Below are 25,892 nucleotides of genomic sequence, written 5' to 3'. Positions count from 1 at the left end.
CGATGCAAGACCCGCCCATCGGCAACGACCGGGACAGATCCGGGCTGAGGGACGCCGCATCCGAAGAGGAAAGGCGGCAGGACCGGCCTGAGGCCGACATTCGCCTGGCTGTCGGGAGAACCGGACGCGAGCTGTCGCTCTATCCGGCAATGCTTGGCTACGAGCTGCAGGAAGAGCTGGATTTCCTCTCCAACCGGGCGATGGAACCGAACATCTTCTTTTCCGCCCGCCTGCTGGCCCCGGCGATGACGCGGGTAGAGGACAAGCAGGTGCGCTTCGCGCTGATCCGCGACGACAACGAGGCGCGCAGCCGGCTTCGACTGCTGATGCCGTTTACCGTCGAGAAGCCCGGCTTTTCCGTCGGCGCGCCGATCATCCGCACCTGGGCCAACCCGTTCGGCCCGCTCGGCACGCCGCTTGTCGACGCCGAGGATGCGGCCGAGACGCTCGACAACCTGTTCGAGGTTCTGGCCGCGCCGCAGACCAAGCTTCCCTCGGTTCTGGTCATGCCGGACGTGCGCGTCACCGGCCGCTTTGCCCAGCTGGCAAGAGCCGTCGCCATGGGCCGTGACCTGCCGGTCGCCATCACCGATACGTTCCGCCGCCCTATGCTGCAGAGCTTGAATGATGGCGAGACCTACCTGAAGAACGCCGTTTCCTCCCATCATCTGCGCGAGATGCGCCGCCAGTGGCGCAAGCTCGAGAAGCTGGGCACCCTGACCTACAATGTCGCCCGTCAGCCCGAGGAGATCGGCCTCAGGATGGAGGAATTCCTCGCCCTTGAGGCCAAGGGCTGGAAGGGCCGCAAACGCTCGGCGCTGATCAGCGACCGGTACCGCTCGGCCTTTGCCCGCGAGGCGATCACCAATCTGGCAGAAATCGACGCGGTGCGCATCCATACGATCGACCTCGACGGCCGCGCCATCGCCTCGATCGTCGTCTTCCTGATGGCCGGCGAGGCCTTCACCTGGAAGACCGCCTATGACGAGAGCTTTGGACAATATTCTCCCGGCAAGCTTCTGATCATGAAGCTGACCGACTGGCATCTCGACGACGCCAATATCCTGCTGACCGACAGCTGCGCCGTGCCCGACCATCCGATCATGAGCCGGCTGTGGGAGGAACGCGAGGAAATGGGCAGCCTCGTCATCGGCCTGAGGCAGAACGGCGACAGGGACGTGCGGCAGGTGGCGACGCAGCTGCACCTCTATCGCAACACCCGCAACATGGCGCGCATGCTGCGCGACAAGATCATGCGCTTTGCCGGCCGCGACGTCTGACGCCTGCGCATCTCGCCACCTCCCCTCGCCTGCGCCGGAAACACTGCAAACGAACAAAAGGCCCGCATCGCTGCGAGCCTTCTGTCTTCGGGGAGGATGCCGTTAGCGGGATGCGCTCATCCGCAGCATCTTGCACAGCGCCACCAGCGACGGATCGTAACCGCCGCCGCCGATCTGCCGGCACATGACGAGGACCTTGCGCTTTTCGGCCGGCGACATGCTGTTATAGGCATTCATCTGGGCACCGGTCAGGCCGCGGTTAGGACCGGGATTGGGGCCCGGACGCGGATTGGGGCCGGGATTGGGACCCGGGTTCGGCCCCGGATTGGGACCTGGGTTCGGGCCGGGCGTCGTACCCGGATCGCCGAGACTGATATCGACATCCACGCCGAGACCACGGGTGCCGCCAAGGCCGACGCCGACGCCGGTGCGCAGACCGCCGGAACCGCCGACGGTCGCCGTTGTACGGGCATTGACGCCGTTCGAGGTATTGGCGCCGAGGCCGGCATTGACGCCGCGGCTGCCGCCGACCGAGGCCGTGACGCCGGCATCGAGACCGCGCGAGGAGGTGCCGACATTGGCGCGTGCGTTGACGCCGCTTGCGCCGCCGACCGAGGCATTGGCGCGTGCCGCGCTGCTGCCGCCGAGGCCGGCGCTGGCATTCACGCCGCTTGCGCCGCCGAGCGATGCGCCGACACCCAGGCCGCCGCGGGCATCACGGCCAACGCTGACGCCGAGGCCGCCGACGCCGACACCGAGGCCGCCGCTGCTGGTGCGGCCGATGCTGAGGCCGCCGCCGCGATTACCACCACCCGAAAGTCCCTGAGCAAAGCTCGGAGCGACAGAGCCAGCCACAATGATGCAACTGGACATTACCGCAAAGGTTAACGATTTCATCATGATACTCTTCTCCCAAAGCACTCTGCCATTCAGAGTTGACCCATTTAACACCAGATCGGGAGAAGTGTTTCAGTGATTTCTAATATGCAGTTAATACATGATGATTTTCGAATATACATACTGAATGGATCGGGCTTAGCGTTTTGATTCACTTGTATCTTGCCTGATGGGAGGCCCCCGTGATACAGGCGCAGCCAAGACTACCGTGCCCCGTTGGCGGAATTGGTAGACGCGCCTGACTCAAAATCAGGTTCCGAGAGGAGTGCTGGTTCGATTCCGGCACGGGGCACCATTTAGCTTCTTAAAGAAGCCAGCTTGAGGATGAATTCTTCTGCAGGCAACTCAAGAAGATGCAAACGCGCCGTGATTTCCTCGTCCGACCAATCCCACCACATCGTTTGCTGAAGCAGATCAACTGTATTCGAATCAAAGCGAAAACGTATAAGCTTCGCAGGCACACCCCCTACGATAGCATAAGGAGGCACGTCACGCGTGACGACTGCTCCTGCTCCGACTACTGCACCATTGCCTATAGTCACCCCTGACATGATCATCGCTCGACGGCCAATCCATACATCATGGCCGATTACAATTGGTCCCCGCGATTCAAGCCGCTCCATGCCACGGCCGAAAGTAGCTAAGGGAAAGGTTGATACGGTGTGTAGGGGATGCTCAGCCTTACCAAGGAATAAGACTTCATTGGCAATCGAGCAGAAAGATCCGACTGTCAGGCTGAAGTGTTTGTCATCATATCCGAATAATGTTTCAGGCTTCACACCGTAAGTATGTCTACCGATTGAAATTCCTCGCCAAGGCCAGCGATCATTAGGTTCGCTCTTGCGTAAACCAAGAAGTGTCCTGAGACGGCGAAAAGGCGCCATTTTCACGCTCGATCAACAGATGACGTAGCCTCGCATAGACCCCCGCCCACCATGATTTCACGAGCCATCACTGCAAGATCGATGTCTCGGTTTGCAGCTACCGCGTCTTGCCACTCCAGGCTTCTAGAATCACTCTCAGAACTGATCTTCAGTACAGGGATTGCGGATAGGTCGGTTGTTTGAGGTATAGGCTCTGCCAAATCCATTTGCGTCATCAATCTTTTTAACAAGATCGGCCCCTTTACAGAGATTTTTGGAGTAAAATCCCAGATGCGGGCCGCCTCTCGATCTGTTCGCACGACATATTCGAACATGTGCATCACCCAAAAATAATGAAGTAGCTTTCCTCTCTTTACATAATAGCGTTCCATGTGATCGGCCCAACATGCCATCAAATAATTGCCCGGCTGTGCTGCCAGAAACCAGTTTTGCATGAGACGGCCAGGGTATGTGTCAGGAAAGGCAAAAAAGCCACTTTGCATAAGTGATGGCAACCAGTTGTCTAAAGGCATCTGACAGAAGCTGGTGGCATCAACCCAAACGCCACCATGGTCGCGCAACAAGTTGACGCGAATCATATCGGCCTTCCACTGGATCTTCCGTACTCCCCCCGCTGTCGGAAGCTTCACGAATTGCTCCACGGTTTCGTCCGAAAGAATTCGCACTTCCCAGCCTTGGTTATGCCGAATCCAACTTGCCACCGCAGCCTGTACGGCTAGCGGCGCCTTATCCAATGACTTATCCCAGTACATCCAAATAGTTTTAGGGAGGCGTTTAGGAAGGGCATCAACTGCCCAGTTATAGTTTTGGACGTGTAGCCTTCGCTTTCCAACTAGCGTTCGACGTATAGAATGCGCGATCTTCTTCCAGATAAGAAATGCATCGAAAAGCGGTATGATTAAGCGCATTTTTGTCACTCTGAGCTGATCTTGGTCATGAGGCCCAAACTCACCATTTGCGGAGCGTCGCAAAATTGGACCGACTGCTCACTGTCGAGCCTTAGTTGGCCTGAACGATTAAGCTCCGCCATCATTGCCTGATAGTGCTCGGCACCGTTGTAATGCTGCTTCTCAGTCGCCGCCTCCGTGATCTTAGAGCGGTAATTGACGAAAAATTTTATGTGCAACAACACGCCGAATGTTGAAACGAAATTTCGCTCATAAGGCAAAGGCTGATGTGCGCTGGCGCCGAAGAAGCAGGATCGATCCCAATACAAAAGGGGATATTTCATCAGCTCATTGTTTTCACCAAAACAGCGCCTTCGCGGACCGCCCTTCAGACTGATCGCACGCTTATCCAGCTTGGCTTCGTATCCGGTGACGTCAAAACAGTTCGAGAAATCCCACGGCACCCCCTTCTCTTGGTCAGGTTCGCGGCTCCCGATCCCGGGATACATATCGATCATCGGCGCAGCAATGCGCTTGATACCGGCCTCTTCGAGACGGGCGACAAGATCAGGCAGAGAGCTCGTTCGATAGTCATCGTAAATGAGAAACTCGTCTGAATCGACATTCAAATACCAGCGGTCGTATCCATAATGCGCGAATAGAGCCTCTCGCCAATGCCTCCCGCGTCGCGCCTCTCCGTAGCGGATAGAAGAGGTCCAAAGATCTACATCCGGCTGTTTGGAAAGGTACTCTCTCGCCCCATCCGTAGACGCATCATCAACACAGATAAAACGTGTGATACCGAGCGCGCGATAATGACGGAAGAAATATGGCAACATCATCATGTCGTTGTGCGTAACGAACACGAGAGGCAAATCGTCACGAGACAGCGGCGCGATGGATCCGTACGGCTTCAACGGCACGCTTACACGGTTGCGGCGTTCACGCCGGGTAATACGCCAGGTTTCATAGGCGGTACGCAGCTTTTGCCGCAACCCGCGCCTGATTTCGGGCCGCCCAGTTTTGAATGGATAGTCCAAAAAACACCTGCCATCTGAGAATTTTAAAAACGTCGCCTCCCGTACCAAACCCAACTCGAGCTGACAATCACGGCCATCCATCGGAGGATCCTGCCATTCACGACATTGTGCCACATGGGACTTCGTGTCCGGCCGGCATCTGTTTACAGCGTGGGGCCTTCTGCTCTAGATCTGGCGCCGCAATCTATGCCGAAATCCAAGGAGAAGCGCATGGCGCTGGCAGGTTCCACCACTCAGACCCGCAAGGGGCTCGGCTATGCCGCGCTCGTCACCTTCGGCATGGCCGCCACCGTTGGCGGGGCGCTTGGCTTCGAGCATATCGGCGGCTACATTCCCTGCGCACTCTGCCTTCTGCAGCGTGACCCCTACTATTACGGCATTCCCGTCGGCATTCTGGCGATCGGCTCGTCGGCCTTCGGCCTGCCGGCTTCCGTCACCCGCTCGCTGATGATCCTGATCGGCATCATGATGCTGGTCGGCGCCGGCATGGGCGTGTTTCATTCGGGCGTCGAATGGGGTTTCTGGCCCGGCCCTTCCGCCTGCAGCGGCGCATCGGCGGCCCCGACCAATGCCGGCAATCTGCTGGCCGACCTCAACGCCGTGCACGGCCCCTCCTGCACCGAGGCCTCGCTGCGCGTTCTCGGCCTTTCCTTTGCCGGCTGGAACGTGCTTGCCAGCCTGGCACTGGCCGCCGTCGCCTTCGTCGGCGCGAAAAAGGCCGCTTGACGCGGCCTTCGGGAGATCCCCTTTCGGGCTATCCTCTGCGGACGACGGAAAGCGTGCCGCGATCTTTCAGATTGGTCGGATTGGCGCCGCACGCTTTAGCCTCTGCCCTGGCGCCTTGATTAGGGCTTGTCTTATGCTCGAAACCGGCGAGCAGTTTCGAGAGACAGGCCTTGGCACTCACGGCTGCAGTTCGGTATCCCAGTAGAGATAGTCCATCCAGCTTTCGTGCAGATAGTTCGGCGGGAACAGCCGGCCATTGTTGTGCAGGTCGACCACCGTCGGCGCGTATGGCTTCTGGTGCGGATGCATGCCGGCCTGCTTGGGCAGCTTGCTGCCCTTTCTCAGATTGCATGGGGAGCAGGCGGCCACGACATTTTCCCAGGTCGTCTCGCCGCCATGGGCGCGCGGGATGACATGGTCGAAGGTCAGCTCGTCGTCGGCGCCGCAATACTGGCATTCGAACTTGTCGCGCAGGAACACGTTGAAGCGGGTAAAGGCGGGGTTGCGGGTCGGCTGGACATAGGTTTTCAGGCTGACGACGCTTGGCAGCTTCATCGAGAAACTGGGTGAACAGACCGAATGGTCGTATTCGGCGATGATGTTCACGCGGTCAAGGAAGACCGCCTTGATCGCGTCCTGCCAGGACCACAACGACAAGGGATAGTAACTCAGCGGCCGGTAGTCAGCGTTCAGGACGAGCGCCGGCAAGGCCTGCGGGGAGACTGCAATCGTCAAATGACGCTCCTACCCGATTCGGCATCTATCTCCCTGTATATTAGGACCGTTGTTACAGGATTGTGAAGCCCAATAAATGCAACGGCGTAGTTGAGCCGAATCTAGACGATCGGAGCCGCCTCCCGGCGGTTGATCGCCGCGTAATGCGCCCAGAAAAGCCGGGCTGCGATCGAGCGGTGCGGCGCCCATGCCTGTGCGATCATCTTCAATTCCCTGGCGTCCGGACGCGCCTTGAGTTGGAGCGCGTGGGCGACGGCCGCCTGCAGCGCCACGTCACCACAGGGAAATATATCGGGATGACCGGCGCAGAACATCAGATAGACCTCGGCCGTCCACGGCCCGATGCCGGGAAGCGCCACCAGAAGGCGGAACGCCGCCTCGCCGTCCATGGCGCAGATCGCATCGAGATCGATCGCGCCGTCGATGACGGAGGCGGCGAGCGAGGACAGCGTCTTTGCCTTGGCGCGCGACAGGCCGAATGTGGCGACGAGCGCGGGATCGAGTGCGGCATAATGCTGTGCCGTGACCGGCCCCGCCGCCTCGATGCGCCGCCAGATCGCATCGGCGCTGGCGCGTGACACCATCTGCGAGACGATGATCGATGCGAGGCCCGAGAAGCCGGGAGACGAGAGCCGCAGCGGCACCGGCCCTGCTGCCCTGGCGATGGATGCGAGGCGCGGATCGATGGCGAGAAGCCGGGCAAGCCCCTCGGCGATATCGGTTTCGTCACGGATGATCGTCAAAGTCGCGATTCCTCATTGGCCCGCAGGCCGGAAAGATGGCAGAAGACGGCATGTCCTCACCCCCGCCAGATAGACCCGTCTTTCGCTTCGCGCCAAGCCCGAACGGGCTTCTGCATCTCGGTCATGCGCTTTCGGCCCTGCTCAACCGGGATTTGGCGCGGCAGATGGACGGGCGTCTTCTGCTGCGCATCGAGGACATCGACCTGACGCGTTGCACCGCCGAATTCGAGACGGCGATCTATCGCGACCTGGACTGGCTGGGGATCGCATGGGAGGAGCCGGTGCGCCGGCAATCGGAGCATTTCGATTTCTACCGGCAGGCGCTCGATCGGCTGGACGCGATGGGGCTGCTCTATCCGGCCTTCCTGACCCGTGGAGAGGTGAAGGCAAGGGTTGCGGAATTCGAGGCGACCGGTGCTGCATGGCGGCGCGACCCGGACGGCTCGCCGCTTTATCCCGACGACGACCGAAGGCGGAGCGAGGCCGAGCGGCAGCGGCTGATGGCGGCGGGAACCCGGCATGCCTGGCGGCTCGACATGGCAAAGGCGATGACGCTTGCCGGAAAGCCGCTCTCCTGGCGGGAGACGGCAGGCGACAGCGGCGAGCGGTCGATTGCGGCAGATCCGGCCGCATGGGGCGATGTCATCCTGTCGCGCTCGGATGCGCCGTCGAGCTATCATCTCTCCGTCGTCGTCGACGATGCGCTGCAGGGCGTCACCCATGTCGTGCGGGGAGAGGATCTTTATGCTGCGACGTCGGTGCACAGGCTTTTGCAGCACCTGCTCGGCCTGCCGCAACCGGCCTATCGCCATCACCGGCTGATCACCGGCGCGGATGGGCGAAAGCTGTCGAAGAGCGAAGGCTCAACCGGAATTGCGGCTCTTCGCGACGAGGGTCTCGGGCGTGACGACATTCGCCGCCTCGTCGGCCTCTGAGTGCACGGGCTGATCCGAGAGTTCGGCCCGGCGCGACCGGCGCTCGCGCTTCACCTGCTTGACGACCGAATAGACCCGGTACTTGAGGATCGCGGCATTGAGCTCGGCGCCGAGCATGAAGATGACGCCGACCATATAGAGAAAGACCAGCACGATCATGATCGAGGCCAGCCCCGCATAGGTCGCGGCATAATTGGCGAATGTCGACAGATAGGCGGCAAAGCCGAAGCCGAACAGCGTCCAGATGGCAACCGTCAGCACCACGCCCGGCAGAACGTCGATGATCCGCCGGTCGCCGGCCGGCAGCCATTTGTGCGAAAAGAGAAGCCCGATCATCAGGATGAGACCGGTGCCGATCAGACCCCAGTTGGCGAGCGCATTGAGATCGCTCATCAGCCAGGGAAAGCGGGTTTCGGCAAAGCGCTGCGCAACCGGCACGGCGAGAAGCACGATGCTGATGACGGCGAAGATGACCACCGCGACGATGACGTAGCCGAGACTGGCAAGCCGCGTCACATACCACGGTCGCGTTTCGGTGACCCGGTAGGCGCGGTTGAGCGAGATCCTGAGCGCCTCGACCCCGTTGGAGGCGAAATAGGCGGCAGCAAGCACCGAGATCGTCAGCAGCCCGCCGCGCGGCATGTCGATCACCCGCTGGATTTCCGATGCGATCGGATTGGCGATGTCGGCCGGCCAGGCATCGAACATCAGGTGGATGGCGGTCTCGGCAAATCCGCCGGCGCCGAGAAAGCCGGCAAGGGCGGTGCCGAAGATCAGGAACGGGAACAGTGCCAGAAGGCCGGACAGCGCCACATGGCTTGCCATCGCCCAGCCGTCATCCTCCGAGAAATGCCAATAGGCATCCCACAACACCTTGAAGGCCAATCGGTGCCATCGCGGCCGGCGGATTTCTTGGCTCAAGGGAGACTCCGTTGTGACTTGCGCTGGAATATGGGAGGAACGGCACCAGTTGAAAAGGTTGGGCCGGGAACTGTTTCGAATGACTGAGACAAGAACGATCATCGTCACCGGCTGTTCCTCGGGCATCGGCGCCTTTTGCGCAAGGGCATTGAGGAAAGACGGATGGCGGGTATTTGCCACAGTGCGTCGGCCGGAGGGCCTCACCGCGTTGGAGGCCGATGGCATCGAAGCGCTGATCCTCGATTACACGAAGCAGAAGACGATCGACGCGCTGGTGAAGACGGTAATGGCGCGCACCGGCGGGCGGATCGATGCGCTGTTCAACAACGGCGCCTACGGTCAGCCCGGCGCGGTGGAGGATCTGTCGACCGACGTGCTGCGCCAGCAGTTCGAGGCCAATCTGTTCGGCTGGCACGAGCTGACGCGGCAGATCATTCCGGTGATGCGTCGGCAGGGTCACGGTCGCATCGTCAACTGCTCGTCGATCCTCGGCATCATCCCCTATCGCTACCGCGGTGCCTATACCGCCTCGAAATATGCGCTCGAAGGCCTGACGCTGACCCTGCGGATGGAGCTGGAAGGCTCAGGGGTAAAGGTGAGCCTGATCGAGCCCGGCCCGATCGAGAGCCGCTTCACCGCCAATGCGCTCATCAAGATCAGCGAGAATATCGACCTCGAAACCTCAGCCCATGCGGAAGATTACCGGCGCCAGCTGGCGCGGCTCGACGGCAGCGGGCCGGTCAACCGTCACAAGCTCGGGCCGGATGCTGTCTATCAGGTGCTCGATCACGCCTTGAACGCGCCTCGTCCAAACCCGCATTATCTGGTAACCAGACCGGCGAAGCAGGGTGCATTGCTGAAGAGGTTGCTTCCGGCTTCGCTCTTCTACAGTTTGATGCGCAGGATCGATTAGCAATGCGCAATATCGACCGGGACGCCATGGGAGGAGCCTGATGTCCACATTCACCACCATTCTCACGGTGATCGTGATGGGCCTCGTCGTGCTCGTCCTCATCCGTGGCCTGTTCACCATGATGAAGGGCAAGGACGCCAACCGGTCCAACAAGCTGATGCAGCTGCGCCTCGTGCTTCAGGCCGTGGCGATCGCGCTGATCATGCTGACATTGTGGATTACCGGCGGCGGACGCCCCAGCTGAGGAAAAATGGTAAAACTCAACAGGATCTACACCCGCACCGGCGACAACGGCACGACCGGCCTCGTGTCGGGCCCGCGTCGCGAAAAATTCGACTTGAGGGTCGAGGCCTATGGCACGGTCGACGAGACGAATTCGGCGGTCGGACTTGCCCGACTGCACACGGCAGGCGTCGACGAACTTGATGTCATGCTGATGCGCATCCAGAACGATCTCTTCGATCTCGGTTCGGATCTGGCCACGCCCGACACCGGCGAGACGCTGGATTACGAACCGCTGCGCATCATCGAGGCGCAGGCGGACCGGCTGGAACGGGAGATCGATGCGCTGAACGGCGAGCTTGATCCGCTCAAATCCTTCGTCCTGCCCGGCGGCACACCGGCGGCCGCGCATCTGCACATGGCGCGCACCATTGCCCGACGGGCGGAACGGCTGATGGTGGAACTGTCGCGGCAGGAGACGCTCGGCGCGGCGTCGCTGAAATACATCAACCGGCTTTCCGACTTTCTCTTCGTCGCCGCACGCTTTGCCAATGATCGCGGGCAGGCGGATATTCTGTGGGTGCCGGGCAAGCACCGGTGAGACGCGAGACAAAGGGAGAGACCGGCGCATGTTCGTCCCGCTGCATGACACGAACGAACTGAAATTCATTCGCGTCCAGTATGTCACGATCGGCCTGATCGCGCTGAATGTTGCGGCATGGCTGTTCACCACGCTGGCCCCGGTGGAAGAGGCAGAGCGGGCCTCGTTCGGGCTCGGCTTCATTCCGGCGCTGATCTTCGACCATGCGGTGCTCGATCCGTCGCTGGTGATCGTGCCGGAAGACCTGACCTTCCTGACCTACGCCTTCCTGCATATCGATTTCTGGCATCTGGCCCCGAACATGCTGTTCCTCTGGGTCTTCGGCGACAATGTCGAGGATGCGCTCGGGCACTTCCGCTTTCTCGTCTTCTACCTGCTCTGCGCGGCCGCCGGCGCGGCGCTTCATGGGCTGGTCGGGCAGACATCGGAAGGACCGCTGATCGGCGCGTCCGGCGCCGTCTCCGGCATCGTTGCCGCCTATTTGCTGCTGCACCCGAAAGTGCGGGTCTGGGCGCTGGTGCTGTTCCGCATTCCGCTACCGCTTCCGGCCTTCATTCCACTGGCGCTGTGGATTGCCCAGCAATTTGCCATGCTGGCGTTGGACCTCGACGGCGCGGTCTCCTGGGCAGCCCATGTCGGCGGCATCGTCACCGGCGCTCTTCTGGTTCTCGTCATGCGCCGGCCGGGTGTTCCGCTGTTCGACCGGCAGATCGTCACCCCGCGCGCCGTCTTTCACCGGACCAGTGTTCCGCAGGTCCGCTCAAGGCCCGAATAGGGATATGAGAAATGCGCAAGCAGCAAGGCGCAATCGCCGTTGTAATCGGGTGAAAAATGCGTATCCATGTCGCACACTGACCATTGAGAAGACGGCAAATGTCGCAATTTTCCGTCGATAAACGTCAAGGAAGGACCCCATGAAGATCCTGGTGCCTGTTAAGCGAGTTGTCGATTACAACGTGAAGATCCGCGTCAAGCCGGATGGCACGGGCGTCGAGCTTGCCAATGTGAAGATGTCGATGAACCCGTTCGACGAAATCTCCGTCGAAGAGGCTCTGCGGCTGAAGGAAGCAGGCAAGGCGGAAGAAGTGGTGGTCGTCTCGATCGGCCCGGCAAAGGCCGAGGAAACGCTGCGCACGGCGCTTGCCATGGGCGCCGACCGCGCCATCCTCGTCGAGACCGACGATATGGTCGAGCCGCTCGCCGTCGCCAAGATCCTGAAGGGCGTCGTCGATGCCGAACAGCCGGGCCTGATCATCGTCGGCAAGCAGGCGATCGATGACGACAGCAACCAGACCGGCCAGATGCTGGCGGCGCTTCTCGGCTCCGCGCAGGCGACCTTCGCCTCAAAGATCGAGCTTGCCGGCGACAAGGCGACCGTCACCCGCGAAGTCGACGGCGGCCTGCAGACGATCGAGGTCAAGCTTCCGGCCGTCGTGACCACGGACCTGCGTCTGAACGAGCCACGCTACGCCTCGCTGCCGAACATCATGAAGGCGAAGAAGAAGCCCCTCGACAAGAAGACGCCGGCCGATTTCGGCGTCGACACCGCGCCGCGCCTCAAGGTTCTGAAGACCGAGGAGCCGGGTGGCCGCAAGGCGGGCATCAAGGTCGGTTCGGTTGAGGAGCTGGTATCGAGCCTCAAGACCGCCGGCGTGATCTGAGCAGGCAGGACAGGAGACAACAATCATGACCATTCTTCTTCTCGCAGAAAACGACAATTCCGGCCTCTCTGACCAGACCGCCAAAGCCCTGACGGCCGCCTCGAAGATCGGTGGCGACGTGCACGTTCTGGTCGCCGGCGCAGGCGCCAAGGCTGCTGCCGATGCTGCCGCAAAGCTTTCCGGCGTCGCCAAGGTTCTGGTCGCAGACGATGCGAGCCTCGCCAACAATCTCGCCGAACCGCTGGCCGACCTGATCGTTTCGCTCAGCGCGTCCTACGACGTCATCATCGGCCCGGCGACGACCTCGGCCAAGAACGTGCTTCCGCGCGTCGCAGCCCTGCTCGACGTCGCCCAGGTGTCTGAAATCGTGGAAGTCGTTTCGGCCGACACGTTCAAGCGCCCGATCTATGCCGGCAACGCCATCCAGACCGTGCAGTCGACCGACGCCAAGAAGGTGATCACCGTGCGTACGGCATCCTTTGCCGCAGCCGGCGAAGGTGGCTCGGCCCCGGTCGAAGCCGCTGCCGCGGCCGGCAATCCGGGCGTGTCGAGCTTCGTTTCCGACGCGCTGGCATCTTCCGAGCGTCCGGAACTGACCTCGGCCAAGGTGATCATTTCCGGCGGCCGTGCACTCGGCTCGTCCGAGAAATTCCAGGAGGTCATCCTTCCGGTCGCCGACAAGCTGGGCGCCGCCGTCGGCGCATCACGCGCAGCCGTCGATGCCGGTTATGCCCCCAACGACTGGCAGGTCGGCCAGACCGGTAAGGTCGTTGCCCCCGACCTCTACATCGCGGTGGGCATTTCCGGTGCGATCCAGCATCTGGCCGGCATGAAGGATTCGAAGGTCATCGTCGCGATCAACAAGGACGAGGAAGCACCGATCTTCCAGGTGGCCGATTACGGCCTCGTCGGCGATCTCTTCGACATCCTGCCGAAGCTCGAAAAGGCGCTGTAACGGGCGTTGATTTCGCAGCTGCGAAAAAAGCTGGCAAAACGATGGCCAGATGAATAAAAATTGTGCCGGGCCGCTGCCAAGCGGGCCGGCATTTTCAAATAATAAGCACGTTTTCGAAGGACGTGCCTTTCAGGGAGTGGAGTGAGCGGCATGGAGATGAAAAATATCGGCATCATCGGCGCGGGTCAGATGGGCTGCGGCATCGCTCATGTTTCATCCCTCGCCGGCTACACGGTGCAGATCTACGACGTGGCACCCGACCGGGTGCAGGCCGCTCTTGCGACGATCAACGGCACGCTGGCGCGCCAGGTGACCGCCGGCAAACTCTCCGACGAGGACCGCACGGCGGCCTTGGCCAAGATTTCCGGCTCCGCCGATCTCAACGATCTCGCCCCGATGGACCTTGTCATCGAGGCGGCAACCGAGGACGAGAGCGTCAAGCGCAAGATCTATGCGCAGGTCTGTCCAGTTCTCAAACCTGAAGCGCTGCTCGCCACCAACACGTCCTCGCTGTCGATCACCCGCCTAGCTTCGGCGACAGACCGCCCCGAGCGCTTCATGGGGATCCACTTCATGAACCCGGTACCGGTGATGAAGCTGGTCGAACTGGTGCGCGGCATAGCCACCGCCGAGCCGACCTTCCGCGCCGCCAAGGAATATGTCGCCACCCTCGACAAGACGGTCACTGTGTCGGAAGATTTTCCGGCTTTCATCGTCAACCGCATCCTGCTGCCGATGATCAACGAGGCGATCTACACGCTGTATGAAGGCGTCGGCTCGGTCGAGGCGATCGACACGGCGATGAAGCTCGGCGCGAACCACCCGATGGGCCCGCTGCAGCTCGCCGACTTCATCGGCCTCGACACCTGCCTGTCGATCATGCAGGTCCTGTATGACGGCCTGGCGGACAGCAAATACCGCCCCTGCCCGCTTCTGGTGAAATATGTCGAGGCCGGCTGGCTCGGCCGCAAGTCCGGCCGAGGCTTCTATGATTATCGCGGTGAGGTGCCGGTTCCGACGCGGTAAGCGCTCAGCCAGCCGCTATATCGGTCTGCGAGAAATCATTGCCCTTGAACAGCAGAGGTACGCCAGCCGACTTGGCGCAGGCGTAGGACATGCAATCAGCCAGATTGAGCTGCGCCGGATGACCGCGCCCCTTGCCATATAAGGCGAAGGCTTCGACGGCGATGGTGGCAATCGCCCCATCGATCGGCATAACGGAAATTTCGGCCTCGTCGAGCAGCAGGCGGACACGCTCTTCGACGAAGACGGGATCAGCGTCGAGCATCGTCGCAAGGCGCATCGACGCTTCAAGCATGACGAGGCCGGAGGTCACGCAATTCGGCGCCTGTTCTATACGTTGAGCGTAATCGGCAGCATCGGCTTCGTCGGCAAGAATCGCAACGATCACCGATGTGTCGACGAACATCAGCGCTGCCCCCACATGTCATCGACGTCCTGCTTGCTGAGCGCATGTCCATTCGGGCCGGCCTTTGCCTTCAAGTCCCGCGCAATGTCCGCTGCACGCGTCGAAAGCGGCACAGCAGCGTTTTCACGACGCAACTCGCCTTCCAGCGCCTGAATGACGGCTGCAGTCATGGTGACATTGCGTTTGCGAGCGAGCTTTTCGGCGAGTTCCCGGGCACGTTCATCACGGATTTGCAGCGTCATGATATTGCTCCAGCATCATGCGGAATAATATCATTACCGATGCGAGGCGTCATCCATACATAATTAGGGGTCACGCCCCCTTGGCCGCCGTGATCAGCGCCTTGGCATCGTCGCTGTCCCAATGCGCCGGACCGTTCATCGAGCCGATCAGGCAGCCTTGTTTGTCGAGGATCAGCGTGGCCGGCAGGCCGAAGGCGAGGCCTTCCTTCTTCAGCGCGTTGAACACGCCCATCGAGCTGTCGCGGTAGAAGGCCAGCTTGTCGATCTTGTAGTCGGTAAGGAAGGTCTTCGGCTTCTGGTCGCCGCCGGTATCGATATTGACCGCGACGACCTCGAAGTCAGTGCCGCCCATGGCCGATTGCAATCCGTTCAGCGCCGGCATTTCCTCGCGGCAGGGCACGCACCATGTGGCCCACAGATTGAGCAGCACCGTCTTGCCGGCGAAATCGGCTGTCTTGAGATCCTGTCCTTCCGGCCCCTTGAAGGCGAGCGGCAGCGGGCGTGGCGGCTGGGTAGCAGCCATCGCCGCCACCTCGCCCCTGGAAAATTCGGAAACGGACTTCGCCAGTTCGACCGCGCCGTCGCACTGGCCGGCGGAAGCCATTTCGGGGGCCGTCTCGCCATTGCCAGACCCCATGTTCGTCACGTATACCGCCACGGCGCCGGCCAGAACACCTGCGACGGCGGCGATCAGGATCAATCGGGCGGAAGGAAGACCAAGCGGTCTTTTGGACGTCATCACTTAACTCCAGGACTGATATCTCATGGCCGACACGAAGGACGCGACATCTTCCAACCAGATGTGGGGCGGGCGCTTCGCTTCCGGGCCGGATGCGATCATGGAGGAGATAAATGCCTCGATCGGTTTCGACAAGAAGCTCTACGCCCAGGATATTCGCGGCTCGATCGCCCATGCGACCATGCTGGCCGAAAAAGGCATCATTTCGAGCGAAGATAAAGACCAGATCGTCACAGGCCTGAACACGATCATGTCAGAGATCGAAAGCGGCGAGTTCCAGTTCTCCCGCCAGCTCGAAGACATTCACATGAATATCGAGGCCCGCCTTGCAACGCTGATCGGCCCGGCCGCCGGTCGCCTGCACACCGCCCGTTCGCGCAACGACCAGGTGGCGCTCGACTTCCGCCTCTGGGTGAAGGAAGAGCTGGAGAAGACCGAGAAGATGCTGACCGGCCTGATCGCGGCGTTTCTCGATCGCGCCGAAGAGCATGCCGAAACGGTGATGCCCGGCTTCACCCACCTTCAGACCGCTCAGCCGGTCACCTTCGGCCATCACTGCATGGCCTATGTCGAGATGTTCGGCCGTGACCGCGCCCGCGTACGCCACGCGATCGACCACCTGGACGAAAGCCCGATCGGCGCCGCAGCGCTTGCCGGCACCGGCTTCCCGATCGACCGCCACATGACGGCCAAGGCGCTCGGCTTCCGCGAACCGACCCGCAACTCGATCGACACCGTCTCCGACCGCGATTTCGCGCTGGAATTCCTCTCGGTCGCGGCGATATGCGCCATGCACCTGTCGCGCCTCGCCGAAGAGATTGTAATCTGGTCGACACCGCAATTCGGCTTCGTGCGCCTGTCGGATGCGTTCTCCACCGGCTCGTCGATCATGCCGCAGAAAAAGAACCCGGATGCGGCCGAACTGGTGCGCGCCAAGACAGGCCGCATCAACGGCTCGCTGGTGGCGCTTCTGACCATCATGAAGGGCCTGCCGCTCGCCTATTCCAAGGACATGCAGGAAGACAAGGAACAGGTCTTCGATTGCGCCGAGAACCTGGAACTGGCGATTGCCGCCATGACCGGCATGATGCGCGACATGACGATCCGCACCGACCGCATGCGCGCCGCCGCAGGCTCCGGTTACTCGACCGCGACCGATCTTGCCGACTGGCTGGTGCGCGAGGCGGGCCTGCCTTTCCGCGACGCCCACCATGCGACCGGCCATGCCGTGGCGCTGGCCGAGAAGAAGGGCTGCGAACTGGCCGAGCTTTCGCTCGACGAATTGAAGGCGATCAATCCCGCGATCACGCAGGACGTCTTCGACGTACTGACCGTCGATGCGTCGGTGGCCAGCCGCCAGAGCTTTGGCGGCACGGCACCCTCGGAAGTCAGGAAGCAGATCGCCTATTGGCGCGGCCGCAATTGAACGGCATGCCGACGATCGCCAATTGATTTGAGGAAATGATCTGCACAAGTGGCGGGAACTTCGCTATGAAAGTTCCGCCTGTCCGTGCCGGAGAAAGAATGAAATGTCGAAGACGCTGATCAATACCGCCCGCATCGCCCTGGTGCTCGGCCTGTCCGGCATCGTGATTGTCGGTTGCGGCCGCAAGGGCGAACTCGATCGTCCGAGCACGCCGGTGGAGCAGCAGAACATCCGCAAATCCGACGCACAGAAAAAGGAACCGGTCGCCGACCGCCCTTTCCTGCTTGATCCGCTTCTGTAAGCCCCGAGACCTGCCGTGAACCATTTCCATTACATTGACGGCGTGCTTCACGCCGAAAACGTCGCCATTCCCGAAATCGCCAAGGCGGTCGGCACGCCCTTCTACGTCTATTCGACGGCAACGCTGGAGCGCCACTACAAGGTGTTTTCGCAAGCCTTTTCCGACGTGGACACGATGGTCTGCTATGCGATGAAGGCAAATTCCAATCAGGCTGTGCTGAAGACCCTTGGCCGCCTCGGCGCCGGTGTCGATGTCGTTTCGGGTGGCGAGCTGCGCCGTGCGATCGCCGCCGGCATTCCGGCAAGCCGCATCATGTTTTCCGGCGTCGGCAAGACGGTCGCCGAGATGGACCTGGCGCTTGAGTCCGGCATCTACTGTTTCAACGTCGAATCCGAGCCGGAACTGGAAGTGCTGAACCTGCGCGCGGTGAAGGCGGGCAAGAAGGCGCACGTCTCCTTCCGCATCAACCCGGACGTCGACGCCCGTACGCACGCCAAGATTTCGACGGGCAAGAAGGAAAACAAGTTCGGTATTTCCTACGAGCGCGCCCGCGCCGTCTATGCCCACGCCGCCACCCTGCCCGGTATCGATGTCACCGGCATCGACATGCATATCGGCAGCCAGATCACCGAGCTGCAGCCCTTCGAGGATGCCTTCCGCCTGCTGCGCGAGCTGGTCGACACGCTGCGCGGCGATGGGCATGCGATCGACCATGTCGATATCGGCGGCGGCCTGGGCATTCCCTACAAGGACGACAACAATCCGCCGCCCTTGCCGGATGCCTATGCGCATATCGTCAAGCAGCAGCTGCGCTCGCTCGATTGCAAGATCGTCACCGAGCCGGGCCGCCTGATCGTCGGCAATGCCGGCATTCTGGTGACCGAGGTCATTTTCGTGAAGGACGCGGGCGAAAAGACGTTCATCATCGTCGACGGCGCGATGAACGACCTGATCCGCCCAACGCTCTATGAGGCCTATCACGCGATCCGCCCGGTCGTCATGCCGGCGGCGGATACGCCCCGCATCAAGGGCGACATCGTCGGCCCGGTCTGCGAGACCGGCGACTATCTGGCGCTCGACCGCGAGATGGCGGAACCGAAGCCGGGCGACCTGATCGCCGTCTCTTCCGCCGGCGCCTATGGCGCCGTTCAGGCCGGAACCTACAATTCCCGCCTGCTCGTGCCCGAAGTTCTGGTCAACGGGTCGGACTTCCACGTCATCCGCCCGCGCGGCACCTATGACGAGCTGATCGGCCTGGATTCCGTGCCCGCCTGGCTCGACTGAGCACGGTTTGCGCCTCTGACGCGATCTTCACGATTGCGGGAATAGGCCCGAAATATGGGGGCCGGCATCAGCCTGCCCTCGTCTTCGCCACAAAGACTGTTATCTTGGGTTACTGTTCGCGCCGCCACGACTGGAGACGGACCGCATGAGCTTGACCCGCAAAGGTGCTTTCGAAACACGGCTGACGCTCGCCCGCCGCGTGGCGCTGAAACGCTCGCTTGCGCGCATCGTCCTGTTCTTCGAACGCATCCTGCCGCTGGCCATTCCGCCGCTCGCGGTTTTGGCGCTTTTCCTTTCCGCCTCATGGTTCGGCATTTTCCGCCTGTCTCCCGACTGGCTGCGGATGATCCTGATCGCAGTCTTCACGCTTGGTCTCATCGCGGCACTCATCCCGATGGCCCGGGTCCGCTGGCCCTCGCCCAGTGAGGCGGATCGGCTGCTGGAACAGCGCAACAACCTGCCCCACCAGCCTGTCGGCGTGCAGGAGGACGAGCCCGCCTTCGAGACCCCCTTCTCCCGCGCGCTGTGGAAAGAACACCAGATCCGCATGGCGGAGCGCATTGCCGCCCTCGATGCGGGCATGCCGAGGCCCGACATCGCCGGCCATGACCGGTTTGCCCTGCGCGCCGTGCCGGCGCTGATCTTCGCGATTGCCTTCAGCTATTCCTTTTCCAACGGCGGCGGCACCATCGGCGACGCCTTCCAGCCCGCACCGGAAGCGGCAAGCGTCAATCCTGATCTCAGGATCGATGCCTGGCTGACGCCACCCTCCTATACCGGCCGCGCGCCGATCTTCCTGACCGGCCCGCAGGCGCAGGCGCAACAGGCCGAGGGTGGTACGGGGCCGATTTCGCTGCCGCAGAATTCGGCTCTGACCGTGCGCGTAACCGGTGGCGAAGGCGGAGAAGCCGTCGTCTTTACCCCGGAGGCAAGCGGCGAAGCCGTGACGCTCGAGACAGAAGAGGCGAAGGAGGCTGCCCGCAAGGCTGCCGAAGCGCAGCAGGCCGCAGCTGTGGACAAGCCCGAAGGCGAGCGGCAGGCGACGAGTCCCGCCCCGCCGCCGGCCACACCGGCCACCAACCAGCCGATGGCCCCGCGTACCTATGCCATGGCGGTCGGGGAAAGCGGTGCGCTTGCCGTCAACGGCCAGAACTGGACGTTCAATATCATTCCCGACCGTGCGCCGGAAATCGCCTTCGACGGCCAGCCGAAACGTTCTGTCAATGGCGCGCTCGAAGTCGGCTTTCGCGCCAAGGATGACTACGGCATTCGCGAGGCCCATGCGCTGATCGAACCGGTCGAGCCGCAGGAGCCTGGTGCAACGCCGCTCTATCCGCCGCCGGAATACCGCCTCGACCTGCCGCGCCAGACGCGCGGCCAGGAGATCAAGGGCCTGACGAGCCGCAGCCTGATCGAGCATCCGCTTGCCGGCAAACGCGTCCGCGTGACGCTTGTCGCGACCGACGGCGCCGGCCAGACCGGCCGCAGCCCGGCGCATGAAATGATCATGCCCGGCCGGGGCTTCTCCGAACCGCTGGCGGCCGCCATCGTCGAGCAGCGCCAGGTGTTCTCGCTCGATACGCGGCAGATGCCGAGGGCAATCGCGCTCAACGAGGCGCTGACCATCCGCCCCGATGAGACGATCCCCAATCTCGGCCATTTTCTGCTGATCGAATCCGCCCGTGGGCGCATGCAGCTTGCGCGCGGTGAGGAGCAACTGCGGGAAACCGCCGACTATCTATGGGAAATCGCCCTCGGCATCGAGGACGGCGATCTTTCCGCAGCCGAGCGCCGCCTGCGCGATGCGCAGCGCAATCTTTCCGAGGCATTGGAGAACGGTGCCAGCGATCAGGAGATTGCCCGCCTGATGCAGGAAATGCGCGAGGCGATGCAGGAATTCATGAGCGAACTTGCCCAGCGCATGCAGAACGCGCCGCAGGGCCAGCAGAACATGCAGGCGCAGAATACCATCCGCCAGCGCGACCTGCAGAACATGATGGACCAGATCGAAAACCTGGCTCGTTCCGGCAACCGCGACGCCGCCCAGCAGATGCTGTCTGAAATGCAGCGGATGATGAACAACCTGCAGGCAGGGCGCCCGCAGCGCGGTCAGCAGGGGCAGCAACAGCAGCAGAACAGCCAGATGCGCCAGCAGATCGACAAGCTGGGTGAGATCATGCAGCAGCAGCAGCGGCTGATGGACCAGACATTCCAGCTTGATCAGGCACTGCGCGACCGCATGCAGCGCGGCGACCCCGAACAGGGTGGCGAGGGCGAGCAGCAGTCTCAACAGGGCCAGCAAGGACAGCAGGGCCAACAGCAGCAGTCGCAATCGCAGCAAGGCCAGCAAGGTCAACAGGGTCAGGGGCAGCGGGGCCAACAGGGTCAGCAAGGCCAGGGCCAGCAGGGTCAGGGGCAGCAGGGTGGCCAGCAGAATACCGACCAGATGACGGCCGAACAGCTGCGCGAGGCGCTGCGCAATCTTCAGGCCCAGCAGCGTGGCCTTGGCCAGCAGCTGCAGCAGTTGCAGGAAGCGCTGAAGGGCATGGGCATGCAGCCCGGCGAGGGCTTTGGCCAGGCAGAGCGTGAAATGGGCAATGCCGGTGAAGCGCTCGGTCAGGGTGAAGGCGAGCAGGCCGTGCAGGGTCAGGGCAATGCCTTGAACGCTCTGCGCCAGGGCGCCCAGAACATGATGCAGCAGATGATGCAGGCCATGCAGCAGGGTCAGGGCCAGCAGGGCCAGGAGAATGGCGAGGGCGAAGGCATGGCCAACCAGGGCGGCCAGAACGGCCGCGACCCGCTTGGCCGCCCGCGCGCGACGTCAGGCCCGGATTTCGGCGATCAGGTGAGAGTGCCGGACGAGATCGACGTGCAGCGCGCCCGCGAAATCCTCGATGCCATTCGCGAAAAACTCGGCGGCGCGCTGTCGGGAGATGCGGAGCGGCAGTATCTGGAACGGTTGTTGGAAATCAGGTGAGTTTTTTTGGGGGGGGATGAGAGACGATCCGCTGCGGAAAAATCCCCTCACTTGCGATTTCTAGCACTCAGCTAAAGCTAAGATGCTGAAATCGCTTTCTCTCCCACAAAGGGGAGAGATACTGGCGGGTACGGCACCCTCGACGCTTTACCTCTCCCCTTGTGGGAGAGGATACAAAATCAAGATCTTAGAGAAGCTAAGTCTTAGATTTTGTTGGTGAGGGGAATTTTCCCCACCAAGTCAACTTGCCAATCAAGCGGCCTGAGAGGTCACCCCGGCGAGCGCCATGGCGACTGCCTTGCGGATATCCGGCAGTGCAAACGGCTTCGGCACCACATCGACGATCTTGGTAGCCAGGTCGTCGGCGCGTTCGCGCTGTTCGGCATAGCCGGTCATCAGCAGGATCTTCATCGCCGGGAAGCGGGCAGCCGCCTGGTGGGCGAGTTCGATGCCATCCATCACCGGCATGCGGATATCGGAAAGCAAAAGGTCGTAGGCGCCCTCGTCGAGCTTCTCGAGCCCTTCGGCACCGTCGCCGGCTTCGTGGGTCTCATGACCATCCAGACGAAGCGCGCGCGCCACGAAGCGGCGCAGCGATTCTTCGTCTTCGGTAATCAGGATCTTGGCCATAGCGATCATCGCTCCCACGCATGTTTCATTCCGGGAGCAAATGACCAGACTTTTCTTTGCGAGGAGTAAACGGCAGCGAGGCTGCGGCTTGCCATGGTTAACGGCTTGCCACCATGGCGGTGCGATTTCCCGCACCGCCATGGTGTTACAAATCAGGCGTCGCCCTGCACCACACCGACGAAAGGCAGTTCGCGGAAGGCATAGGCGACATCCATGCCGTAACCCACGACGAAATAGTCGGGGCATTCGAAACCGACATAATCGGCCTCCAGGTCTTCCTTGCGCTTGACGCTCTTGTCGAGCAGCACCGCGAGCGACACGTGGTTGGCGCCGCGCTCGTAGAGCAGTTCCTTGGCGAACTTCAGCGTCCGGCCGGATTCCAGAATGTCGTCGATCAACAGTACGTCGCGGCCATGCACGTCGCTGTCGATGTCCTTGACGATCCGTACGCCCTGCGAGACCGTGCCGGTGCCGTAGCTCGAGAGCGTGATGAACTCGACCTCGGGCGCAAGGCCGGTCTCGTGCAACGCGCGCAGAAGGTCGGCGGCGAAGATGAAGGAACCTTTCAGTACCGCGATGACGAGCAGGTCCTTGGTCGGGCCTGCTGCGATCTGTGCTGCGATCTCGCGGTTGCGCACGGCAATCTGTTCAGCGGTGAATAGCGGTTCGATCTGCTTGCCGCGCACGATGGGCATGGTTCTCTCCTGCCTGGGTTTCAAGCAGCCGCGATAGCATGACAGGGGCCGCCAACGGAAGCGTTACGCGCCCCGTTCGGCCAGCGACAGCTTGAGATCGGGCAGTTTTCCACCGGGATGCGGCACGCGGGCGTAGAAACCGTAAGCCTGTCGGCCACCGATGCGTGTCGCCTCGGTGGTGATCAGCGTGCTTGCCACCACCTGCTCGCCCGATATCAGCTCGGCGCGGATGGCCGGCATGGCGTGGTGATCGTCCGTGCGGTTTTCGACGATGCCGTTGATCAGCAGCACGCGCATGCCGTTGGCATCCTGCGGGGTCATGGTCACATGGGTGATGTCGATCGCCGGGCCGGTGTCGGTCGCACCGGCATCGGGGATGAGCGAGAAGCCGCCGCAGGCGGTGAAGACGGCAACGATGACCGCCGCCAGCATGGCGACGAAGGCATCGGGCGACAGTTTCATGAGCTTGCGCTCGCCCGCATCGACAACCGACATGGCGCTCGCCTTCAACGAAGCGCCGAGGGTTTTCGCCTGCCTGCGGGAATCGTTTGCGGCCATGCGGGCGCTCGAAGAATTGGGGGAGGCGGCGCGAGCGTCGGTGGCCTCCGCACGACGGCGACGGACGCCGTCACGCTGCAGCGTCTCGAAATGGGCGTCGAACACCTCGACCGGCTTGCGGAAATGGATGACCTTGCCCCTCGCCTCTTCCGGCGGGAGAATATCGATTGCGGCGCTGGCGCGGGCTTGCCGACGGTCGTGGAAGGTGCTCATGGTGCCCTTTCCGCATGGCCTTCCCGATCGCCACCGTGGGTATCGGATGGTCAGGCATTGAAACAAACTGCGGCAAAACGTAAATTGGAATGGTTAACACTTTCCAAATCAGGCCTGCATGAAGGCCTTTTTGCCGCCTGATTTACCCTTTCTTTACCCGCAACGTTAAGAAATGACTGTTCGCCTAGACACCGTTCGCCAAGACCAAGAGCCAGGACAAGATTTCCGGTGATCCATTTCGAAAATGTCGGTTTGCGCTATGGCATGGGACCGGAAATCCTCCGGGACATGACCTTCGACATCCCGAAACGGTCCTTCCAGTTTCTGACCGGCCCGTCCGGCGCCGGCAAGACGACGCTTCTGCGCCTGCTGTTCATGTCGCTCAACCCGACCCGCGGCATCATCCGCATGTTTGACCGCGATCTGTCGCAGATCCCGCGTGGCGAGTTTCCGATGCTGCGCCGGCGCGTCGGCATCGTCTTTCAGGATTTCCGTCTTCTCGACCACCTGACGACCTACGAGAATGTCGCCCTGCCGCTGCGCGTGCGCGGCAAGGACGAGGCGTCCTATCGCAATGACGTGATCGACCTTCTCAAATGGGTCGGGCTTGGAGAGCGGATAAACGTGCTGCCGGCTGTACTTTCGGGCGGCGAGAAGCAGCGCGCGGCGATTGCCCGCGCACTGATGGACAGGCCGGAGATATTGCTTGCCGACGAACCGACTGGCAATGTCGACCCACCCATGGCGCGGCGCCTGCTCAGCCTGTTCATGGAGCTGAACCGGCTCGGCACCGCCGTCGTCATCGCCACGCACGACCTGGCCCTGATGGACCAGATCGACGCCAGACGCATGATCCTGAGTGAAGGCCGGCTGGACATCTATGAATGAGGTATTCCGTTTGAGGAAACCAGCGGCAAGACAAGAGGAACGGCAGCGGCCGGGCGGCAAGGACGCCCGCGACGACGGCCGGAAGGATGGTCACTCGCGGCGCGTGGAAATGCGCGTGCGCCCGACCGCGCCGATCCTGCCGCCGTCGAACATTCAGGGCAATGCGCTGATGGTGGTCATTGCGATCATGGCCTTCCTCGCCTGTCTGACGCTTGGTGCGGTCAGCATGGTGCGCACGACGGCCGCCGGCTGGCAGAGCCAGATTTCCCGCGAGATCACCATCCAGATCAAGCCGGATGACGGGCTGGACATGAACGCCGCATTGACGAAGGCGCGCGATCTGGCACTGACCTTCGTCGGCACCCGCACCGGCACGATCATGGACGATGACGCGACGGCACGCCTACTGGAACCCTGGCTCGGCTCCGACCTGCAGCTCGACGACCTGCCCGTGCCGCGTCTCGTCATCGTCACCATCGACGAGAGCAATCCGCCGGATTTCGCCGGCATGCGCGAACTGTTGAAGACGGAAGTGCCGCAGGCCTTCCTCGACGACCACCGCACCTGGGTCGACCGGCTCGTCTCGATGGCGCGCACGACGGTGTGGATCGGCATGGGCATCCTCATCCTCGTCTTCACGGCGATGATCCTGACCGTCATCTTCGCCACCCGCGGCGCGCTTTCGGGCAACAGGCATATCGTTGAGGTGCTGCATTTCGTCGGCGCCGAGCGCGGCTTCGTCGCCCACGAATTCCAGAAGCACTTTCTCAAGATCAGCCTCAAGGGTTCGGCGATCGGCGGAGCGCTGGCGGCGCTCTTGTTCGCCACCGCCAACATCTGGCAATCGAACTCGCGCGCCACGCCGGAAAGCGAGCAGGCCATGGCCCTGTTCGGCTCGTTCACCATCGGCTGGAGCGGCTATCTCGGCATTTTCGCCACCATGCTGGTGATCGCGCTTTTGACAACGCTGACGGCGCGTTTCACGGTCATGCGGACGATCGACGAGATCGACATCGTCCGCTCCGATCCCTCCCGCACCGATGGCATGCCATCGTCATGACAAACAGTCAGATTCCCGCTATGGGGAAAAACTCTAGGCACGGCTTCAAT

29 protein-coding genes and 1 tRNA gene are annotated in these 25,892 nt (G+C 61.9%); 17 read left to right on the top strand and 13 right to left on the bottom strand.

Annotated features, from left to right (window positions below):
* The first annotated feature begins 2 nt into the window (after window positions 1-2).
* Entirely contained in the window at window positions 3-1,280 is a 1,278-nt protein-coding gene (locus AC0JZ4_RS07865) for a GNAT family N-acetyltransferase (protein ID WP_471885834.1), read from the top strand.
* Window positions 1,281-1,382: 102 nt separating this feature from the next.
* Here the strand turns inward: AC0JZ4_RS07865 and AC0JZ4_RS07860 are convergent, their stop codons facing one another.
* Window positions 1,383-2,180, bottom strand: a complete 798-nt coding sequence (locus tag AC0JZ4_RS07860) for a polysaccharide biosynthesis GNAT family N-acetyltransferase UppQ (protein ID WP_471885833.1) — start codon at window positions 2,178-2,180, stop codon at window positions 1,383-1,385.
* Window positions 2,181-2,387: 207 nt separating this feature from the next.
* Between AC0JZ4_RS07860 and AC0JZ4_RS07855 the strand changes: the two genes are divergently transcribed.
* A tRNA-Leu gene (locus AC0JZ4_RS07855) sits at window positions 2,388-2,472 on the top strand.
* Window position 2,473: 1 nt separating this feature from the next.
* Here the strand turns inward: AC0JZ4_RS07855 and AC0JZ4_RS07850 are convergent.
* Genes AC0JZ4_RS07850 through AC0JZ4_RS07840 form a run of 3 tightly spaced genes read right to left on the bottom strand, consistent with a single transcriptional unit; the run spans window position 2,474 to window position 5,069 of the window.
* A complete protein-coding gene (locus tag AC0JZ4_RS07850; protein ID WP_471885832.1) occupies window positions 2,474-3,061 on the bottom strand; it encodes a CatB-related O-acetyltransferase in 588 nt (195 codons plus the stop codon).
* Window positions 3,062-3,063: 2 nt separating this feature from the next.
* Window positions 3,064-3,969 (bottom strand): capsular polysaccharide synthesis protein, encoded by a 906-nt coding sequence (locus tag AC0JZ4_RS07845; RefSeq protein ID WP_471887834.1) that lies wholly within the window; start codon window positions 3,967-3,969, stop codon window positions 3,064-3,066.
* A 5-nt stretch (window positions 3,970-3,974) separates the two neighbouring features.
* Window positions 3,975-5,069 carry a glycosyltransferase family 2 protein gene (locus AC0JZ4_RS07840; protein WP_471885831.1) on the bottom strand — a complete coding sequence of 365 codons (1,095 nt, stop codon included), beginning with the start codon at window positions 5,067-5,069 and terminating at the stop codon, window positions 3,975-3,977.
* Between the two features lie 135 nt (window positions 5,070-5,204).
* Here AC0JZ4_RS07840 and AC0JZ4_RS07835 point away from each other — a divergent pair, with 135 nt between their 5' ends.
* Window positions 5,205-5,714: a disulfide bond formation protein B gene (locus AC0JZ4_RS07835; RefSeq protein WP_471887833.1), complete on the top strand. Its 510-nt coding sequence runs from the start codon at window positions 5,205-5,207 to the stop codon at window positions 5,712-5,714.
* A 177-nt stretch (window positions 5,715-5,891) separates the two neighbouring features.
* On the opposite strand, the gene AC0JZ4_RS07830 is transcribed toward AC0JZ4_RS07835, so the two are convergent.
* Both AC0JZ4_RS07830 and AC0JZ4_RS07825 read right to left on the bottom strand, forming a co-directional pair.
* Window positions 5,892-6,449, bottom strand: a complete 558-nt coding sequence (locus tag AC0JZ4_RS07830; protein WP_471885830.1) for an HNH endonuclease — start codon at window positions 6,447-6,449, stop codon at window positions 5,892-5,894.
* A gap of 101 nt (window positions 6,450-6,550) precedes the next feature.
* The gene (locus AC0JZ4_RS07825) at window positions 6,551-7,192 is read right to left on the bottom strand and encodes a DNA-3-methyladenine glycosylase family protein (RefSeq protein WP_471885829.1); all 642 of its coding nucleotides are present in this window, start codon (window positions 7,190-7,192) and stop codon (window positions 6,551-6,553) included.
* Between the two features lie 35 nt (window positions 7,193-7,227).
* On the opposite strand from AC0JZ4_RS07825, the gene gluQRS reads away from it, so the two are divergent.
* Complete coding sequence (gene gluQRS / locus AC0JZ4_RS07820) at window positions 7,228-8,127, top strand: tRNA glutamyl-Q(34) synthetase GluQRS (protein ID WP_471885828.1); 900 nt, start codon at window positions 7,228-7,230, stop codon at window positions 8,125-8,127.
* Here the strand turns inward: gluQRS and AC0JZ4_RS07815 are convergent.
* On the bottom strand, window positions 8,056-9,048 hold the full coding sequence (locus AC0JZ4_RS07815) for a YihY/virulence factor BrkB family protein (RefSeq protein WP_471885827.1): 993 nt from the start codon (window positions 9,046-9,048) through the stop codon (window positions 8,056-8,058). The genes gluQRS and AC0JZ4_RS07815 overlap by 72 nt on opposite strands.
* Before the next feature lie 79 nt (window positions 9,049-9,127).
* On the opposite strand from AC0JZ4_RS07815, the gene AC0JZ4_RS07810 reads away from it, so the two are divergent.
* The 7 genes from AC0JZ4_RS07810 (at window position 9,128) to AC0JZ4_RS07780 (ending at window position 14,426) form a co-directional block, all read left to right on the top strand.
* Complete coding sequence (locus tag AC0JZ4_RS07810; RefSeq protein WP_471885826.1) at window positions 9,128-9,961, top strand: SDR family oxidoreductase; 834 nt, start codon at window positions 9,128-9,130, stop codon at window positions 9,959-9,961.
* 40 nt (window positions 9,962-10,001) lie between these two features.
* Complete coding sequence (locus AC0JZ4_RS07805; RefSeq protein WP_471885825.1) at window positions 10,002-10,205, top strand: twin transmembrane helix small protein; 204 nt, start codon at window positions 10,002-10,004, stop codon at window positions 10,203-10,205.
* Window positions 10,206-10,211: 6 nt separating this feature from the next.
* Window positions 10,212-10,784, top strand: a complete 573-nt coding sequence (locus AC0JZ4_RS07800) for a cob(I)yrinic acid a,c-diamide adenosyltransferase (RefSeq protein ID WP_471885824.1) — start codon at window positions 10,212-10,214, stop codon at window positions 10,782-10,784.
* Between the two features lie 28 nt (window positions 10,785-10,812).
* On the top strand, window positions 10,813-11,559 hold the full coding sequence (locus AC0JZ4_RS07795; RefSeq protein WP_471885823.1) for a rhomboid family intramembrane serine protease: 747 nt from the start codon (window positions 10,813-10,815) through the stop codon (window positions 11,557-11,559).
* A 139-nt stretch (window positions 11,560-11,698) separates the two neighbouring features.
* Entirely contained in the window at window positions 11,699-12,445 is a 747-nt protein-coding gene (locus AC0JZ4_RS07790) for an electron transfer flavoprotein subunit beta/FixA family protein (RefSeq protein WP_471885822.1), read from the top strand.
* Window positions 12,446-12,470: 25 nt separating this feature from the next.
* On the top strand, window positions 12,471-13,400 hold the full coding sequence (locus AC0JZ4_RS07785) for an electron transfer flavoprotein subunit alpha/FixB family protein (RefSeq protein ID WP_471885821.1): 930 nt from the start codon (window positions 12,471-12,473) through the stop codon (window positions 13,398-13,400).
* 150 nt (window positions 13,401-13,550) lie between these two features.
* Window positions 13,551-14,426 (top strand): 3-hydroxybutyryl-CoA dehydrogenase, encoded by an 876-nt coding sequence (locus AC0JZ4_RS07780; RefSeq protein WP_471885820.1) that lies wholly within the window; start codon window positions 13,551-13,553, stop codon window positions 14,424-14,426.
* A gap of 4 nt (window positions 14,427-14,430) precedes the next feature.
* Here AC0JZ4_RS07780 and AC0JZ4_RS07775 read toward each other — a convergent pair whose 3' ends face one another.
* The 3 genes from AC0JZ4_RS07775 to tlpA form a co-directional block, all read right to left on the bottom strand.
* Window positions 14,431-14,829 (bottom strand): type II toxin-antitoxin system VapC family toxin, encoded by a 399-nt coding sequence (locus tag AC0JZ4_RS07775; RefSeq protein ID WP_471885819.1) that lies wholly within the window; start codon window positions 14,827-14,829, stop codon window positions 14,431-14,433.
* On the bottom strand, window positions 14,829-15,071 hold the full coding sequence (locus tag AC0JZ4_RS07770; RefSeq protein WP_471885818.1) for a type II toxin-antitoxin system VapB family antitoxin: 243 nt from the start codon (window positions 15,069-15,071) through the stop codon (window positions 14,829-14,831). The genes AC0JZ4_RS07775 and AC0JZ4_RS07770 overlap by 1 nt, the downstream gene beginning before the upstream one ends.
* Window positions 15,072-15,141: 70 nt before the next feature.
* Window positions 15,142-15,810, bottom strand: coding sequence for a thiol:disulfide interchange protein TlpA (gene tlpA, locus AC0JZ4_RS07765; protein WP_471885817.1), 669 nt, complete (start codon window positions 15,808-15,810; stop codon window positions 15,142-15,144).
* 25 nt (window positions 15,811-15,835) lie between these two features.
* Here tlpA and argH point away from each other — a divergent pair, with 25 nt between their 5' ends.
* From argH to AC0JZ4_RS07745, 4 genes are all read left to right on the top strand, one after another.
* Window positions 15,836-17,236 carry an argininosuccinate lyase gene (argH, locus tag AC0JZ4_RS07760; RefSeq protein ID WP_471885816.1) on the top strand — a complete coding sequence of 467 codons (1,401 nt, stop codon included), beginning with the start codon at window positions 15,836-15,838 and terminating at the stop codon, window positions 17,234-17,236.
* Between the two features lie 103 nt (window positions 17,237-17,339).
* A complete protein-coding gene (locus AC0JZ4_RS07755; RefSeq protein ID WP_471885815.1) occupies window positions 17,340-17,537 on the top strand; it encodes an LPS translocon maturation chaperone LptM in 198 nt (65 codons plus the stop codon).
* A gap of 15 nt (window positions 17,538-17,552) precedes the next feature.
* Window positions 17,553-18,821: a diaminopimelate decarboxylase gene (lysA, locus tag AC0JZ4_RS07750; RefSeq protein WP_471885814.1), complete on the top strand. Its 1,269-nt coding sequence runs from the start codon at window positions 17,553-17,555 to the stop codon at window positions 18,819-18,821.
* Between the two features lie 145 nt (window positions 18,822-18,966).
* On the top strand, window positions 18,967-21,798 hold the full coding sequence (locus tag AC0JZ4_RS07745) for a TIGR02302 family protein (protein WP_471885813.1): 2,832 nt from the start codon (window positions 18,967-18,969) through the stop codon (window positions 21,796-21,798).
* 252 nt (window positions 21,799-22,050) lie between these two features.
* Here AC0JZ4_RS07745 and AC0JZ4_RS07740 read toward each other — a convergent pair whose 3' ends face one another.
* The 3 genes from AC0JZ4_RS07740 to AC0JZ4_RS07730 all read right to left on the bottom strand — a co-directional run bounded on the left by AC0JZ4_RS07740 (window position 22,051) and on the right by AC0JZ4_RS07730 (window position 23,894).
* Window positions 22,051-22,428, bottom strand: a complete 378-nt coding sequence (locus AC0JZ4_RS07740; RefSeq protein ID WP_471885812.1) for a response regulator — start codon at window positions 22,426-22,428, stop codon at window positions 22,051-22,053.
* Window positions 22,429-22,580: 152 nt separating this feature from the next.
* The gene (hpt, locus tag AC0JZ4_RS07735; protein ID WP_471885811.1) at window positions 22,581-23,123 is read right to left on the bottom strand and encodes a hypoxanthine phosphoribosyltransferase; all 543 of its coding nucleotides are present in this window, start codon (window positions 23,121-23,123) and stop codon (window positions 22,581-22,583) included.
* 63 nt (window positions 23,124-23,186) lie between these two features.
* Complete coding sequence (locus tag AC0JZ4_RS07730; RefSeq protein ID WP_471885810.1) at window positions 23,187-23,894, bottom strand: hypothetical protein; 708 nt, start codon at window positions 23,892-23,894, stop codon at window positions 23,187-23,189.
* Window positions 23,895-24,122: 228 nt separating this feature from the next.
* Between AC0JZ4_RS07730 and ftsE the strand changes: the two genes are divergently transcribed.
* Window positions 24,123-24,782: a cell division ATP-binding protein FtsE gene (ftsE, locus tag AC0JZ4_RS07725; protein ID WP_471885809.1), complete on the top strand. Its 660-nt coding sequence runs from the start codon at window positions 24,123-24,125 to the stop codon at window positions 24,780-24,782.
* 109 nt (window positions 24,783-24,891) lie between these two features.
* Entirely contained in the window at window positions 24,892-25,842 is a 951-nt protein-coding gene (locus AC0JZ4_RS07720) for a cell division protein FtsX (protein ID WP_471887832.1), read from the top strand.
* Window positions 25,843-25,892: the final 50 nt, after the last annotated feature.

The organism is [Rhizobium] kunmingense (assembly GCF_977018605.1).
This window is presented reverse-complemented; position numbering and strand designations above follow the sequence as displayed.

Coding starts and splice junctions, on each gene's coding strand:
- AC0JZ4_RS07775 (WP_471885819.1), bottom strand. CDS start 14,829: ATGTTCGTCGACACATCGGTGATCGTTGCGATTCTTGCCGACGAAGCC.
- AC0JZ4_RS07770 (WP_471885818.1), bottom strand. CDS start 15,071: ATGACGCTGCAAATCCGTGATGAACGTGCCCGGGAACTCGCCGAAAAG.
- AC0JZ4_RS07785 (WP_471885821.1), top strand. CDS start 12,471: ATGACCATTCTTCTTCTCGCAGAAAACGACAATTCCGGCCTCTCTGAC.
- gluQRS (WP_471885828.1), top strand. CDS start 7,228: ATGGCAGAAGACGGCATGTCCTCACCCCCGCCAGATAGACCCGTCTTT.
- AC0JZ4_RS07810 (WP_471885826.1), top strand. CDS start 9,128: ATGACTGAGACAAGAACGATCATCGTCACCGGCTGTTCCTCGGGCATC.
- AC0JZ4_RS07740 (WP_471885812.1), bottom strand. CDS start 22,428: ATGGCCAAGATCCTGATTACCGAAGACGAAGAATCGCTGCGCCGCTTC.
- AC0JZ4_RS07790 (WP_471885822.1), top strand. CDS start 11,699: ATGAAGATCCTGGTGCCTGTTAAGCGAGTTGTCGATTACAACGTGAAG.
- AC0JZ4_RS07850 (WP_471885832.1), bottom strand. CDS start 3,061: ATGGCGCCTTTTCGCCGTCTCAGGACACTTCTTGGTTTACGCAAGAGC.
- argH (WP_471885816.1), top strand. CDS start 15,836: ATGGCCGACACGAAGGACGCGACATCTTCCAACCAGATGTGGGGCGGG.
- AC0JZ4_RS07795 (WP_471885823.1), top strand. CDS start 10,813: ATGTTCGTCCCGCTGCATGACACGAACGAACTGAAATTCATTCGCGTC.
- hpt (WP_471885811.1), bottom strand. CDS start 23,123: ATGCCCATCGTGCGCGGCAAGCAGATCGAACCGCTATTCACCGCTGAA.
- AC0JZ4_RS07805 (WP_471885825.1), top strand. CDS start 10,002: ATGTCCACATTCACCACCATTCTCACGGTGATCGTGATGGGCCTCGTC.
- AC0JZ4_RS07800 (WP_471885824.1), top strand. CDS start 10,212: ATGGTAAAACTCAACAGGATCTACACCCGCACCGGCGACAACGGCACG.
- AC0JZ4_RS07720 (WP_471887832.1), top strand. CDS start 24,892: ATGCGCGTGCGCCCGACCGCGCCGATCCTGCCGCCGTCGAACATTCAG.
- AC0JZ4_RS07730 (WP_471885810.1), bottom strand. CDS start 23,894: ATGAGCACCTTCCACGACCGTCGGCAAGCCCGCGCCAGCGCCGCAATC.
- AC0JZ4_RS07840 (WP_471885831.1), bottom strand. CDS start 5,069: ATGGATGGCCGTGATTGTCAGCTCGAGTTGGGTTTGGTACGGGAGGCG.
- AC0JZ4_RS07755 (WP_471885815.1), top strand. CDS start 17,340: ATGTCGAAGACGCTGATCAATACCGCCCGCATCGCCCTGGTGCTCGGC.
- AC0JZ4_RS07745 (WP_471885813.1), top strand. CDS start 18,967: ATGAGCTTGACCCGCAAAGGTGCTTTCGAAACACGGCTGACGCTCGCC.
- tlpA (WP_471885817.1), bottom strand. CDS start 15,810: ATGACGTCCAAAAGACCGCTTGGTCTTCCTTCCGCCCGATTGATCCTG.
- AC0JZ4_RS07780 (WP_471885820.1), top strand. CDS start 13,551: ATGGAGATGAAAAATATCGGCATCATCGGCGCGGGTCAGATGGGCTGC.
- AC0JZ4_RS07845 (WP_471887834.1), bottom strand. CDS start 3,969: ATGCGCTTAATCATACCGCTTTTCGATGCATTTCTTATCTGGAAGAAG.
- AC0JZ4_RS07865 (WP_471885834.1), top strand. CDS start 3: ATGCAAGACCCGCCCATCGGCAACGACCGGGACAGATCCGGGCTGAGG.
- AC0JZ4_RS07860 (WP_471885833.1), bottom strand. CDS start 2,180: ATGATGAAATCGTTAACCTTTGCGGTAATGTCCAGTTGCATCATTGTG.